This is a genomic window from Caballeronia sp. TF1N1 (assembly GCF_022878925.1).
GTDB lineage: Bacteria > Pseudomonadota > Gammaproteobacteria > Burkholderiales > Burkholderiaceae > Caballeronia.
The window spans coordinates 108,875-122,567 of record NZ_CP084627.1; the positions used below are offsets into that span (position 1 = coordinate 108,875).

Genomic DNA, 13,693 nt, shown 5'->3' on the forward strand with positions numbered 1-13,693 from the left:
CCATGTTGCTCCACCAGCTCGTCGATCGATTCGGCCCGTTGATCGTATTCGTCAATGTGATGGGCGCGGCGCTCGGGCTGCCCGTGCCCGCCATGCCAACGATGATCGTCGTCGGCGCGTCCATCGCGCTGATGGCGGTGAATGGCGCGGCGTTCTGGCCACCGCTCATCGGTGTTCTGTGCGTGGCGGTCGCGGGCGGCGTGATCGGCGATCTCGTCTGGTTCCAAGGCGGCCGCAAATACGGCGACCGCACGCTCAAGACCATCTGCAAGCTCTCGCTGTCGCGCGATACCTGCGTCAAGAAAACCGAGCGCTTCTTCGGCCGGTGGGGCGTGCGCATTCTGCTCGTGGCGAAGTTCATTCCCGGTTTGTCGCTCGTGTCCGTGCCGCTCGCGGGCGCCATGGGCGTGAAGCTGCGCAGCTTCATTACCTGGGACGGTCTTGGCATTGCGCTGTGGGGCACGGTTGGCCTTACGGTCGGCGTGCTGTTCGCGGCCGAACTGGAAATGGTCTTCGCCATGATTTCGCAACTCGGCCGGCAGGCCATCATGGTCGTCGCGGTGCTGCTCGCGGTGTATGTGGCGTATCGCTGGTGGCGTCGCCGCGCGCTCATGGCGACGCTGGAAAAAGCGCGCATCAGCGTGGACACGCTTTACACGATGATGCGCGACGAACCCGTGCCGGTGATCTTCGATATCCGCTCGCCGGAAAAGCGCATGCTCGATCCGTTCACGATTCCCGGCTCCGTGTTCGCCGATGAACGCGAGTTGGCGAAGATCATTGAAAACTACGACAAGTCGCGCAAGATCGTCATCTACTGTTCGTGCCCGAATGAAGTGTCCGCTGCGTGGATGGCGAAGACCATGCGCAACGCGGGCTTCAACGATGTCGTGCCGCTCACGGGCGGGCTCGATGCCTGGCGTCTCGCCGGCTTCGATGTCGCGAAGCTGACCGAGTTCGGCCAGATCGTCGCGGCCACGCCGGAAGAAGTCGCCGAGATGGCGGCAATGTGCCCGTGGCCCGTGAAACAGGCGCCGGGCGCATCGGCTGCGGCGTCTTCCGCGACGGCGGCATCCACGGGCTCCGCATCCTTGCATGAAGCTGGTTTTCCACACGGAGATCGCGCATGAGTACAACCCCGAACAACGAGCACGGCGCGGATATGCCCAATGTCGTGGCATGGAGCGCGCGCGTGCCGTCGTCGGAAGATCCGAACGTCGTTCCGTCGACGACCGTCGTCGAGCCTGCGGCAGCGGATGAAAACGCGCCATATTCGCCGCTGAATTCGCGCATGCATCAGATGTTCCCCATCCTCACGGCGAACGAGATCGAACGCATGAGCCGCTTCGGCAGCGCGGCGCGCTGGCGCAAGGGCGAGTGGCTCTTTCGCACGGGCGATCTCGGGCGCGGCATGGTGATCGTGCTGAGCGGTTCGGTGCGCGTGACGCGGCGCGATGCGCTCGACCGCGTGCATCTGGTTGTCGAGCATGGTCCGGGCAATTTCCTGGCGGAAGTGGCGCAGCTTTCGGGCAAGCCGTGTCTCGTCGATGGCATGGCCGCCGAGGATGTCGAAGGCGTGGTGATCCCGCCCGAGCGTCTGCGCGCGCTGCTCGTCGCGGAAGCGGAACTGGGCGAGCGCATCATGCGGGCGCTGATTCTGCGGCGCGTCGGCTTGATCGAAAAAGGCAGCGGACCGGTGCTGCTCGGCCAGTCCGACGATGGGCGTCTGGTTTCGCTGCAAGGTTTCTTGCGGCGCAACGGCCATCCGCACACGGTAATCGACGCGTGTACCGATCCCGATGCCATCGCGCTGCTCGAACGCATCTCGGCTTCGAAAGCCGACTTTCCCCTGGTGATCTGTCCGGACGGCACCGTATTGCGCGCGCCGACCGAGAACCAGGTGGCGACGCAACTCGGCTGGCTGCCGGAATTCGATCCGAGCCATGTCTACGATGTCGCGATCGTCGGCGCGGGACCGGCCGGGCTCGCCACGGCGGTGTATGCGGCGTCGGAGGGATTATCGGTTGCCGTGTTCGACTGCCGCGCGCCGGGCGGACAAGCGGGCGCGAGTTCGCGTATCGAAAACTATCTCGGCTTTCCGACCGGTATTTCAGGGCAAGCGCTTGCCGGACGCGCGTTCGTGCAGGCGCAGAAGTTCGGCGCGCATATCGCCATTCCCACGCGCATCAAGGCGCTGCATTGCGGTGCGACGCCCATTCGGATCGAACTCGAGAACGGCACGTGCGTGGCGACGCAGACGGTGGTGATTGCATCGGGCGCGGCGTATCGGCGGCCAGCCATTGCCGGGCTCGAAAAGTACGAAGGGCATGGCACGTACTACTGGGCGTCGCCGGTCGAGGCCAAGTTGTGCAAGAACTCGGAAGTGGTGCTGGTCGGCGGCGGTAACTCGGCGGGACAGGCGGCCGTGTATCTCGCTTCGCACGCAAAGCACGTGGATGTGCTGATTCGCGGCGCGGGGCTCGCGGCCAGCATGTCGCATTATCTGGTCGAGCGCATTGCGTCCTTGCCGAACGTGACGGTGCGCACGCATACGGAGATCGCCTCGCTCGAAGGCGACGATCGCATGTTGAGCGCCGTCGTCTGCAAGACGCCGGAGGGGCCGTGGCGGCTCGAATCGCGGCATCTGTTTCTCTTCACGGGCGCGGACCCGAACACGGACTGGCTGACCAATTGCAACGTCAACACGGACGAGAAGGGTTTCGTGCTGACCGGGCCGGAAGCGCACGAGGGCCGCACGCAAGGCGTGATGATGCTGGAGACGAGCGTGCAGGGCGTGTTCGCCATCGGCGATGTCCGCTCGAGTTCGACCAAGCGCGTGGCGGCCGCGGTCGGCGAGGGTGCGGCGGTCGTCGCGCAGATACACGGCTTGCTCGCCCGGCGACAGGCGGTGCCTGCACCGGTTGCTTGATGAAAAAGCCCCGCATTCGCGGGGCTTTTCGTTTGAGGCAGGCTCGAAAGCCGGTCAGAACCGATGCCGCAAGCCGACGCGCGTGACGAACTGCGTGTTCGCTCCGGCACTCTGGCCGATAAAGGCCGTCGACGAGCCAATTTCCGCTTGCACCGGCACATTGCGGCCGGCAACCGTGTTGCTGCCCGACGCCTTCTGATAGATGCCGAGCAAATACACATCGGTGCGCTTGGACAACGCGTAATCCACCGCGCCGTTGATCTGATGCCATTTGCCTTCGAAGTTGTCGTCGAGCTTTGAGAACGTATAGCCGAGACCCGCGCTGAACGCCGGCGTGATGTTGTACTTGCCGCCGATTTCGTAGTTGTTCAACTTCGACGATGCCGCGACCAGCGGTTCGAACGTCGTATGCGTCCAGTTCGCCCAGACCGTGGCCGCGGAGAACGTGTAGCGCGCGCCGACGCCATAGGTTTCGAGATCGCGCAGGCCGCCCGTGGCGATGTTCGCGATGTTCGTGCTGAATGCAGGCGTCGCGCCATTCGGGAAGCGGATGTTGGTGTACGCCGCGCCGATGCCGAACGGTCCCTGGTTGTAGTTCAAACCGAAGCTGTACGTGCTCGACGAACCTTGCGTCGCGCCCGCGCCCGTGGTGGTCGGCGTGCCCGCGAATTGCGTCGAATTGGAAAAGCCGTACATGGCGCCGAAGGTTACGCCATAGAAGCTCGCGCTGTTGAACTTCACCGAGTTGTTGATACGGCTCGAAGTCAACTGATCCAGATCGTTGATGTGGTACGCGTAATTGCCGGCGGGCGTTTGGCTGCCCATCGTGTAATTGCCGCCGATGACATCGGTGGAGAACGAATACTGGCGACCGAAGGTCAGCGCGCCGACATCGTTCTTCGACAGACCGACGAAGGCTTGCCGGCCGAATTCCGCGCCGCCTTGGCCGAGCGTGCCATCGCCGCTATTGAAGCCGCTTTCCAGGACGAAGATGGCCTTGAGCCCGCCGCCCAGATCTTCCTGTCCGCGCAGACCCCAGCGGCTGCCTGATGCAACGCCGTCGCCGTACTTCACGAGGCTGTCGTGGCTATTCGGTCCGGTCGAAACCTTGTTCGCATAGGTGATACCGGCGTCGATCAGGCCGTAAAGCGTGACGCTGCTTTGCGCATGCGCGGCCATGCCGAAGGTCCCGAGGATGGCGAGCGCCAGGATTTTCTGCTTCATCGATCTTTCCTTGTTATTTGCTGTTCGCGAGTGACGATTTGCCATGCGAAGCGGCGCCGCTTGTGCGGCTGTTGTGTTCACGCCGAAGGGTTTCGTCGGACATACCGTTGCGCGATGAACGCCATCGTTATGTCGCGTGGAATATAGCGAAATGTCAGCTAGCGGTAAACGCTTCGAGGGGAAGCTGTAGCCTTTCTTCCACAATACTTGCTATAAGAATTTTTATAGCTTGAGCAAGGATGAGGCAGGAAAGCGCAGTTCAAATTCGATCCAGCCGTCCTGCGTGCAACGCGCCGACGCGCTGCCGCCATGCATGCGCATGATTGCCTGGACGATGGAAAGGCCGAGCCCGCTGGACTCCGTGAACTCGCTACGAGCCGCATCGCCACGATAGAAGCGGTCGAAGAGACGCGCCAGTTCGGCGTCTTCTATACGCGCGCCGCGATTGCCCACGACGATGCATGCGCCGTCCGCATCCGCGTGACCCGACAGGCGCACGACCGTGCCTGCGCTCGCGTAACGCACCGCATTGACGACCACGTTGCCGATCGCGCGGCGGCACATGATTGCGTTTGCAACTACCTGGCCGCTTGCCTCGATATCGAAGCTGATGTGCCGTTCTTCCGCGATGCCTTCGAAGTAAGCGGCGAGGTTGTCGAGTTCGTCCCGGATATCGAGCTTCTCGCATTCGATGCGTTGCGTTTCGTGATCCGCCTGCGCCAGAAACAGAATGTTCTGCGCAATGCGCGCGATTCGCTCCAGTTCCTCCAGATGCGATTCGAGCACGGTGCGATACTCCGCCACGCTGCGTTCATGCGCGAGCGTTACCTGCGTCTCGCCGATCAACACGCCAATCGGCGTACGCAGTTCGTGCGCGAGATCGGCGGAAAACTGCACGAGGCGCGCATAGCCGTGTTCGAGCCGGTCGAGCATGGCGTTGAACGAAGCCGCGAGGCTTTGGAGTTCCTGCGGCGCGTGCGCGACGTCGAGTCTCGCCGACATGCTGTCCGGCGCGATCTCGGCGGCTTTGTCCGCCATGAGCCTGAGCGGCATCAACCCGCGGCTCGTGACCCAGTAAGCGAGCAGCATCGTAACGAGCACGGCGGCGATCACGGTGATCCAAACGCGCACGAGATACGCCGACAACACGTGCGCTTCCTGCGTCATCACGTGCGCGGCCATGATCTCAACCACTTCACCGCTTTCGCCGATACGCGCCTGCGCACCGAGCCAGCGCATGCGCACACCATCGGCGCGCGTGCCTTCGAAGAGATCGTCGAGCGCGACTGCGCGTGTCACGGGCACGGTCTGCAGCGGCGGCAGCGGCATGTTCTCGGGATTGACGGCGATGAACGGCGCCGCGCCCGCACGCCGGAAGATGATCACGTCCTGCCGGTCGCCGAGCATGGTTTCGAAAAGCCGCGGCCGCGCTTCGATTTCCTTGATCGTGTAGAGGTCGTGCAGCAGCGCGCGATAGTGTTCTACACGGGCGATCAACTGATAATCCGCACGCGTGGAGAGGGCGGAGTTGGTCGCGTGATAGAGCGATGCGCCGACCATGCCGACCACGACGCACACGATCAGCACGAACGACACGGCAATACGCACGGCAAGCGAGCGCGACGGCTGCGGCGGCAGCCAGCGCAAGACGGCGTCGTTCAAGGCTCTTCCCCAAACGAATAGCCGATACTGCGCACCGTATGAATCAGCTTAGGCTCGAACGGATTGTCGATCTTCGCGCGCAGACGCTTGATGGCGACATCGACCACGTTGGTGTCGCTATCGAAATTCATGTCCCACACTTCCGAGGCAATCTGCGTGCGCGACAACGCCTCGCCCTGATGCTTGCAAAAGAGATGCAGCAGCGCGAATTCCTTGTTCGTCAACGCGATATCCATGCCCTTGCGCGTCACCTTGCGGCGCAGCACATCGACGTGGAGATCGGCAATCTGGAACATGTCCGATTCGCGCATCACGCCGCGACGCAAGAGCGTGCGAATGCGCAGCACGAGTTCGGTGAAGGAAAAGGGCTTGACGAGATAGTCGTCCGCGCCGAGTTCGAGACCGTGGATACGGTCCGTGACGTGGTCGCGGGCCGTGAGAAAGATGACAGGCAAGTCACGTTTCGCGCGCAACGCCGACATGACCTGCCATCCGTCGATGCCGGGCAGCATCACGTCGAGCACGATCAGCTCGTAAGGGTTCGCCAGCGCCTGATGCAGACCGTCGGTGCCGTTGCGCACGAGATCGACCTGATACCCGGACTCGATAAGCCCTTTTTTCAGGTAGTCTCCGGTCTTGCGATCGTCTTCTATAACGAGGATGGTCATGCGCGGCATTCTTGCTTTGTATTGCCGTCATTTTGCCAGTGCGCTCGAACGGTCCGTCGAAAATGACAAAAAAGTCATCGATGCGTCATGGATCGATCAGAGCGGGCTGGCTACCATCGGTCCTGTGTTTGCTCCGTGAGAAAGACGTGCAGAACAATTCGCGACATTCCGTGCAGCCGCTTTGGCTTCGCATCACACATTGGGTCAACGCCTTCGCCATACTCATCATGGTGACGAGCGGCTGGCAAATCTACAACGCATCGCCGATCTTCAAAGCGTTCACGTTTTATCCGGCCATCACGCTCGGCGGCTGGCTCGGCGGTGCGCTGCAATGGCATTTCGCGGCCATGTGGCTGCTCGTGGCGAACTTCATCGTCTATGTCGGGATGAACGTTGCGACGGGCCGTCTGCGCGAGCGCATGTTTCCGCTCAGCATCAAAAGCATCATTGCCGATGGCATTGCCGCCGTGCGCGGCAAGCTCGGTCACGACGATCTCACGCGCTACAACGCCGTGCAAAAGTTCGCGTATCTGGCGGTCATAGTGGATATCGTCGTCATCATTCTGTCGGGCCTCGTCGTGTGGAAGTCGGTGCAGTTCCCGCTTTTACGCGCGCTGATGGGCGGCTACGACAACGCACGCGTCGTGCATTTCCTCGGCATGAGCTTTCTGGTGGCGTTCTTCGTCGTGCATGTCGCCATGGTCGCGCTCGTGCCGCGTTCGCTCGTGTTGATGATCAAGGGACGTTGATTCATGTCGCTCAAGCTTTTTAAAACACGAACGGACGCCGAACTCATCGTTAAAGATGCGGCGAAGGAATTAAAGGCCCCCGCGCGCCGTTTATTCGGCAAGCGCATTCTTTCGCTCGGCGGTCTCGCGATGCTGTCCGGCTGCAACATCACCGACGACAAATCCGTCAACGCGATGCTGCGCAAGATCTCGTCCTTCAACGACGACATGCAGGCGTTGCTCTTCGATCCCAAGCAACTCGCGCCGACTTATCCCGATTCGATGATTACGCGTCCGTTTCCCTTCAACGCGTTCTACGACATCGACGAAGTGCCCGAAGTGGACGCTTCGAGCTACAAGCTGCAGGTCGGCGGCCTGGTCAAAGGCAAGCGGGTCTGGACGCTCGACGAGCTTCATGCCATGCCGCAAGAGAGCCAGGTGACACGGCACATTTGCATTGAAGGATGGAGTGCCATAGGCAAGTGGGGCGGCGTGCGCTTCGCGAATTTTCTGCTGCATGCAGGCGCGGATACGACCGCGAAATACGTGGCCTTTCACTGTGCGGACAATTACTCGACCAGCATCGACATGCCGACCGCGCTGCATGCACAAACCTTGCTCACGCTCAGCTACGACGGTCAGACCTTGCCGCCCAAATACGGTTTTCCGATGAAGCTGCGCATGCCGACCAAGCTCGGCTACAAGAATCCGAAGCATATCGTCGCGATCACCGTGACCAACGATTACCCCGGCGGCTACTGGGAGAACCAGGGCTATAACTGGTTCGGCGGTTCCTGAAGAAGTCTCTTCGCTTGACCCTTATCGATACCAAAGGAGAATCCATGTCGATTCGCATGAAACTCGGCGTCAGCATCGCGGCGCTCGCACTCACGAGCGCGGCCTTCGCGCAGACGCCCGCTGCCAAACCCACGCGTATTCGCGGCGATATCGTGTCCCTGTCCGGCGACACGATGACGGTGCATCGGCGTAGCGGCGACACGGTCAAGGTCGCGGTGAAGGCCGACACGCCCGTCACGGCGCTCAAGAACATCAAGCTCGAAGACATCAAGCCGGGTCAGTTCGTCGGCACGGCCGCGACCACGGGCACCGACGGCAAGATGACCGCAACCGAGGTGCTGGTGTTTCCGGAAGCGGCACGCGGCACGGGTGAAGGCCACTACGCGTGGGACCTCGGCCCGCAAAGCTCGATGACCAACGCGAACGTCGATCAGGTCGTGCAAGGCACGAGCGGACGCGATCTCAAGCTGTCGTACAAGGGCGGCTCGAACGCTGTCACCGTGCCGCCGAACGTGCCGGTCGTGACCTTCGCGCCCGCTTCGCATGACGACCTGAAGCCTGGCAAGAAGGTGTTCGTCGTGGCGAGTCCGGCAGGTGGCGACTTTGCCGCGCAGCGTATCGTGGTGGAAAAGGACGGCGTCGCTCCGCCGATGTAAGCTTCGATGTAACGTAAGACCCGCGCCCGCTTCAGAGCGGGCGTTTTCATTCCAGACTCGCGCGCACGTCTCTCACGTTCGACACCGTCTCGTCGAAGTGCGCGGACCCGAGCTTGCGCCTCATGCGCTTCGTGACCTCCGAGCTCATCGAGCCTATGCGCTTCATCAGCGCAGGCGCCGCGGCTGTCGGATGAATCGATGCCTCGCGTCCATCCCTGTCGGTCGACCAGCGTTCGACCAAGCCGAGCTTTTGTAAGCCGTCCAGCGTGCGCGTGGCCGTGGGTCGCGAAATGGCGAGCGCATCGGCAAGCTCGCCCTGCAGCAAGCCGGGATGCTCGACGATCGCGCGCAGCATGAAGCCTTGTGACGGCGTAAGGCCGAACGGCTTGAACGCTTTCGTCCACTCGCGCTCCAATGTGCGTGCAAGCGCCGTGGTGTTGAAGTAAAGGCATTGGTCGAACATGCGGCTTTCCTTTGAATCGAATTGATTTGCTCTGCAACTATCCGTGTGTCGTCGACGGACGGGTCAGCAGATTTTACGGGCTCGGGTTAACATCGTCGTTTGCCGCGAACCACTCGTCAGGAGAACATGCATGAGCAATACGCGTTCCGACCTTCCGTCATATCCGAACACACAGCTTTATATCGATGGCGAATGGCGCGCCGGCTCGCGCGACACCGCCGTGATCAATCCCGCGAGCGAAGCGGAAATCGGCCGTCTCGCGCTCGCGGGCATCGACGAACTCTCGCTTGCCGCCGATGCCGCCGCGCGTGGCTTCAAGGAATGGCGCAAGGTTTCGCCGTACGAGCGCAGCAAGCTGATGCGTCGCGCCGCGCAGAACATCCGCGACCGCGCGGAGCAGATCGCCGCCATTATGTCGATGGAGCAGGGCAAGCCGCTCGGGGAAGCGCGCATCGAGACGCTGTCGGCTGCGGACATCATCGAATGGTTTGCCGAAGAAGGGCGCCGCACGTATGGCCGCGTGATTCCGTCGCGTTCGGACGCGGTGCGCCAGATCGTGACGCGCGAGCCCGTCGGTCCCGTAGCCGCTTTCACACCGTGGAACTTCCCGATCAATCAGGCGGTGCGCAAGGTGTCGGCGGCGCTGGCCTCGGGCTGCTCGGTCGTGTTGAAGGGACCGGAGGAAACGCCCGCGAGTTGCGCGGCGCTCGTGCAGGCTTATGCCGATGCGGGTTTGCCCAAGGGCGTGCTGAATCTCGTGTTCGGCGTGCCGGCGGATGTATCGAAATATTTGATCGCGCATCCGGCCATCCGCAAGATTTCGTTCACGGGTTCCACACCGGTGGGCAAGCTGCTCGCATCGCTGGCGGGCGAGCATATGAAGCGCGTGACCATGGAGCTCGGCGGACATGCGCCCGCTATCGTCTTCAAGGACGCGGACGTGCCGCGCGCGGCGAAGATGCTGGCATCGGCCAAGTTCCGCAACGCCGGTCAGGTGTGTATCTCGCCTACGCGCTTTCTCGTCGAAGAAGCGGCGTATGAAGAGTTCGTGCATCACTTCGTCGCGACGGCGAGCGCGGTGAAGGTCGGCAACGGTCTCGACGACGGCGTGCAAATGGGCCCGCTCGCCAACGGCCGCCGTCTCGAAGCCATGGAACGCCTCGTCGCCGATGCCCGCGAGCACGGCGCAAAGGTGCTGACGGGCGGCGAACGCGTGGGCCGCGAAGGTTACTTCTTCGCGCCGACCGTGCTGGTGGACGTGCCCATGAACGCGCGCATCATGACCGAAGAGCCGTTCGGCCCGATTGCGCCTATCGCGTCGTTCAAGTCGTACGACGAAGTCATCGCCGAAGCGAATCGCTTGCCTTACGGTCTCGCCGCTTATGCGTACACGAGTTCGGCGGCGACTGCGGCGGCGGTATCGGACGATATCGAAAGCGGCATGCTGTCGATCAACCATCACGGGCTTGCCTTGCCTGAAACGCCGTTCGGCGGTGTGAAGGATTCGGGCTACGGTTCGGAAGGCGGCAGCGAGGCGATGGAAGCGTATCTCGTCACCAAGTTCGTGACCGAGCATCGTTGATGGAAACGCGCGGGCGTTATCACGACGCTCGCGCATCGACAGGAGAAGCAGGTGACGCGAACGGTCGTGGGTTTGCTCGGCGCGGGCAGCATGGGCGCGGCTGTCGGACACAGGCTGACGCAGAAGGGCGCGCGTGTCTTGACGACGCTCGAAGGGCGCAGCGAGGCCAGCATCGCTCGCGCGCGCGAGGCGGGGATCGAAGACGCAAGTCCCGACCGCTTCGCCGAGTGCGATTTCATTCTATCGATCGTGCCGCCCGCGGTGGCGGTCGAATCGGCGCACCGTCTGGCGCCCGTGCTTGCGCGGGCCGCCCGTAAGCCTCTCTACGTCGATTGCAACGCGGTCAGTCCGGCGACGGTCAAGCGCGTGGCAGAAGCGCTCGACGTTCCGTTCGTCGATGGCGCGATCATCGGTTTGCCATCCGCGCCAAAGTTCTATGTGTCGGGACCGCAAGCGCACCGTACGCTCGCACTCGCCGATGCGGGCCTCGACGTACACGTGCTCGATGGTCCTGTCGGCGCGGCATCGGCGCTCAAGATGTCGTATGCGGGAATCACGAAGGGATTGACCGCGATCGGCGCGGCCATGTCGCTCGCCGCGCTTCGCAATGGCGCGGGCGATGCGCTCTTCGACGAGTTATCGGCGAGTCAGCCCGAGCTCGCCAAATGGCTTGCGAATAGCGTGCCGCGCATGCCGCCCAAGGCGTATCGATGGGTCGCGGAGATGGAAGAGATCGCGGGCTTTATCGGTGACGAACATGCCGAGCATCGCATCTATGAAGGCGCGGCCGGTCTCTACGAACGCCTGGCCCAGGACAAGGACGCCACCGACGCGCTCAAGCAGTTCTTCGAGCGTTAAGCCCTGGCCGTCTGCGTCATGTGTTCGAAAAAGCGTGCGGCGCGCCGGTCGCCTGCGTATGCCGAATTGATGCGCACCCACGCGCACGCCTCGCCGTTCGGCCGATAGTAATTCCCCGGCGCCAGCGTCACGCCGAACTTCAGCGCTTCACTCACGAGCTTCGTCGAGTCTTCGATACCCGGTACCTTCGCCCAGACGAAATTTCCGCCGCTCGGTTGATCGAATACGTCCCAGCCGTAGCTCTCCAACTGCTGCACCGCGCTCGAAAGCGAATCGCGCACGCGCTTGCGCAGCCGTTCGAGATACTTCCTGTACGTGCCGCGTTCCAGCAGACTTGCCGCAACGCTCTCGGCGAAGCGCGTGCCGCCAAGACTCGTCAGCACTTTCACATCGACGAGATTCTTCACGAGCTCGCGATTGGCCGCGAGATAGCCGATTCTCAGCGACGACGACAGCGTCTTCGACAAGCCGCCCACATAAATCACGCGGTCGAACTGATCGAGCGATGCGAGCCGTTGCGTCGGCACGGTCTGAAAATCCGCATAAATGTCGTCTTCCACGATAGTGAAACCGTGCTGCGTCGCAAGTTGCAGCAGCCTGAAAGCGACTTGCGGCGCGATGTTGGTCGCCGTCGGGTTCTGGAACACGGTGTTCATGAAGAACAGTTTGGGCGTGTGCTGCTTCAGAAGCGCTTCGGCCATCTCGACATCCGGCCCGTTGGCCAGACGCGGCACGCCGACGAGCCGCACGCCTTGCAGTTTCAGCAAGCCAAACAGATTGTAGTAGCCGGGATCTTCGACGAATACCGTATCGCCGGGCTTGAGCATGTAGCGCACGACGAGATCGAGCGCCTGACTCGCGCCGCTCGTGATCATCACATTGGGCAAATCCGCGTTGATGCCGAGCGTGTTGAGGCGCATCTGGATCTGCTGGCGCAGGTTCGTGTCGCCGTGCGGAATGGCGTAATCGATCACGCTTGCGATGTCCGCGCGCGACGCCTGCCGCACCGCCTGCGTGAGGCCATCGACATCGCGCCATGCCTCGGGAATGAAGCCGCTCGACAGCTTGAGCGTCTCGCCGGGATAGTTGAACTGCGCGAGGATCTGGCTTGACTCCTCTTCCGCGAGACGCGGGTCGCAATTGCCGGCATCGCGCGCGTGTTCGTCCACATGATTCGCCACGTAAAAGCCCGAACCGTGACGCGGCTGAATCAGCCCGCGCGACGCAAGACGGTCGTACGCTTCGATTACCGGAAAGCGGCTGATGCTCTGTTCGGTCGCGAGTTGCCGGATCGACGGCAGTTTCGCGCCCGCCAGCACGCGGCGCGAACGGATCATGGTTTCGATCTGGCTGACGATCTGCTCGGTCAGCGGCACGCCTGTGGCGCCATCGATATTTAGCGGAAGTGCGTTCATCGTTTTAAGTGTTCGGTCGAACAGAGTGAACAGTTGCGATCAAGTGTTTGCGGAGTGATTTGAAGTATTCGAACGCATCCGAAAATCGCCGTCAACTAGGCCAAACGGCCATCCACACTGTTTTGAGCGAATACCGACAAAATTATTCACTTAGAAGTGTTCGGTATTTCTGGCTATACAGTTCCTGTGTAACTGTACGCAAGTGTTCATTCTAGATGTTCGGCACTGGCCGAATAATACGCTTAACGGCTGCGACACGCTTTTACATTCGCAGCATCCATCAAGCGATCAGGCGATCGAGCGACAGGGAGCGGCATCATGCGTGAAATCAGGACTTTTGAACTCGACGGGCGCGATGCGCCGACTAGCTGGTTTATCGACCGGCCGCAAACGCTGCGCGCTACGCGTGGCCAGATCTGGCTGACCATCGAGGGCGACGCCGGCGATTTCTGGCTCGATGCGGGCGAGTGCGTCGAACTTCAGCCGTTCTCGACGATCTGGGTAAGCGGCGCGCGGGACGAAAGCGCTTTTTCGCTGGCGGCGGTTTCCACGCCGACGACCACATCGAGGCGCTTGATCGACGCAGCCCGCGCGTGGCTCGCGCGCCGCACGGCGCCTTCCGGTGCGGCGATCTCGAAGGCATAGTCGAAAAAAAACCCGGCCGAGGCCGGGTCCAATGTTCCCGCGCTCTTTCGAGCGCGGTCACCTGC

At 62.1% G+C, this 13,693-nt stretch carries 14 protein-coding genes; 9 read left to right on the forward strand and 5 right to left on the reverse strand.

Annotated features, from left to right (window positions below; all coding sequences use genetic code 11):
* Window positions 1-5: 5 nt before the first annotated feature.
* Together LDZ28_RS14575 and LDZ28_RS14580 are read left to right on the forward strand one after the other, a co-directional pair.
* Window positions 6-1,130 (forward strand): DedA family protein/thiosulfate sulfurtransferase GlpE, encoded by a 1,125-nt coding sequence (locus LDZ28_RS14575; protein WP_370652223.1) that lies wholly within the window; start codon window positions 6-8, stop codon window positions 1,128-1,130.
* Window positions 1,127-2,929: an FAD-dependent oxidoreductase gene (locus LDZ28_RS14580; protein WP_244829089.1), complete on the forward strand. Its 1,803-nt coding sequence runs from the start codon at window positions 1,127-1,129 to the stop codon at window positions 2,927-2,929. Before LDZ28_RS14575 ends, LDZ28_RS14580 begins: the two co-directional genes overlap by 4 nt.
* 54 nt (window positions 2,930-2,983) lie before the next feature.
* Here LDZ28_RS14580 and LDZ28_RS14585 read toward each other — a convergent pair whose 3' ends face one another.
* The 3 genes from LDZ28_RS14585 to LDZ28_RS14595 all read right to left on the reverse strand — a co-directional run bounded on the left by LDZ28_RS14585 (window position 2,984) and on the right by LDZ28_RS14595 (window position 6,483).
* Window positions 2,984-4,153 (reverse strand): porin, encoded by a 1,170-nt coding sequence (locus LDZ28_RS14585; RefSeq protein ID WP_244829090.1) that lies wholly within the window; start codon window positions 4,151-4,153, stop codon window positions 2,984-2,986.
* A 222-nt stretch (window positions 4,154-4,375) separates the two neighbouring features.
* Window positions 4,376-5,815 (reverse strand): heavy metal sensor histidine kinase, encoded by a 1,440-nt coding sequence (locus LDZ28_RS14590; protein WP_244829091.1) that lies wholly within the window; start codon window positions 5,813-5,815, stop codon window positions 4,376-4,378.
* Window positions 5,812-6,483 (reverse strand): heavy metal response regulator transcription factor, encoded by a 672-nt coding sequence (locus tag LDZ28_RS14595; protein ID WP_244829092.1) that lies wholly within the window; start codon window positions 6,481-6,483, stop codon window positions 5,812-5,814. The genes LDZ28_RS14590 and LDZ28_RS14595 overlap by 4 nt, the downstream gene beginning before the upstream one ends.
* On the opposite strand from LDZ28_RS14595, the gene LDZ28_RS14600 reads away from it, so the two are divergent.
* The 4 genes from LDZ28_RS14600 (at window position 6,482) to LDZ28_RS14615 (ending at window position 8,665) form a co-directional block, all read left to right on the forward strand.
* Window positions 6,482-6,622, forward strand: a complete 141-nt coding sequence (locus LDZ28_RS14600) for a hypothetical protein (RefSeq protein ID WP_244829093.1) — start codon at window positions 6,482-6,484, stop codon at window positions 6,620-6,622. The genes LDZ28_RS14595 and LDZ28_RS14600 overlap by 2 nt on opposite strands.
* A gap of 88 nt (window positions 6,623-6,710) precedes the next feature.
* On the forward strand, window positions 6,711-7,232 hold the full coding sequence (locus LDZ28_RS14605) for a cytochrome b/b6 domain-containing protein (RefSeq protein WP_244829742.1): 522 nt from the start codon (window positions 6,711-6,713) through the stop codon (window positions 7,230-7,232).
* 3 nt (window positions 7,233-7,235) lie between these two features.
* Entirely contained in the window at window positions 7,236-8,009 is a 774-nt protein-coding gene (locus LDZ28_RS14610) for a molybdopterin-dependent oxidoreductase (RefSeq protein WP_244829094.1), read from the forward strand.
* 44 nt (window positions 8,010-8,053) lie between these two features.
* Window positions 8,054-8,665, forward strand: a complete 612-nt coding sequence (locus LDZ28_RS14615) for a hypothetical protein (RefSeq protein ID WP_244829095.1) — start codon at window positions 8,054-8,056, stop codon at window positions 8,663-8,665.
* A gap of 46 nt (window positions 8,666-8,711) precedes the next feature.
* Here LDZ28_RS14615 and LDZ28_RS14620 read toward each other — a convergent pair whose 3' ends face one another.
* Complete coding sequence (locus LDZ28_RS14620; protein ID WP_244829096.1) at window positions 8,712-9,128, reverse strand: MarR family winged helix-turn-helix transcriptional regulator; 417 nt, start codon at window positions 9,126-9,128, stop codon at window positions 8,712-8,714.
* 130 nt (window positions 9,129-9,258) lie between these two features.
* Between LDZ28_RS14620 and LDZ28_RS14625 the strand changes: the two genes are divergently transcribed.
* Window positions 9,259-10,710, forward strand: a complete 1,452-nt coding sequence (locus LDZ28_RS14625) for an NAD-dependent succinate-semialdehyde dehydrogenase (RefSeq protein ID WP_244829097.1) — start codon at window positions 9,259-9,261, stop codon at window positions 10,708-10,710.
* Between the two features lie 51 nt (window positions 10,711-10,761).
* Window positions 10,762-11,568: an NAD(P)-dependent oxidoreductase gene (locus LDZ28_RS14630; RefSeq protein ID WP_244829098.1), complete on the forward strand. Its 807-nt coding sequence runs from the start codon at window positions 10,762-10,764 to the stop codon at window positions 11,566-11,568.
* On the opposite strand, the gene LDZ28_RS14635 is transcribed toward LDZ28_RS14630, so the two are convergent.
* On the reverse strand, window positions 11,565-12,983 hold the full coding sequence (locus LDZ28_RS14635) for a PLP-dependent aminotransferase family protein (protein ID WP_244829099.1): 1,419 nt from the start codon (window positions 12,981-12,983) through the stop codon (window positions 11,565-11,567). The genes LDZ28_RS14630 and LDZ28_RS14635 overlap by 4 nt on opposite strands.
* 318 nt (window positions 12,984-13,301) lie before the next feature.
* Here LDZ28_RS14635 and LDZ28_RS14640 point away from each other — a divergent pair, with 318 nt between their 5' ends.
* Window positions 13,302-13,628, forward strand: coding sequence for a DUF2917 domain-containing protein (locus LDZ28_RS14640; RefSeq protein WP_244829100.1), 327 nt, complete (start codon window positions 13,302-13,304; stop codon window positions 13,626-13,628).
* Window positions 13,629-13,693 lie beyond the last annotated feature (65 nt).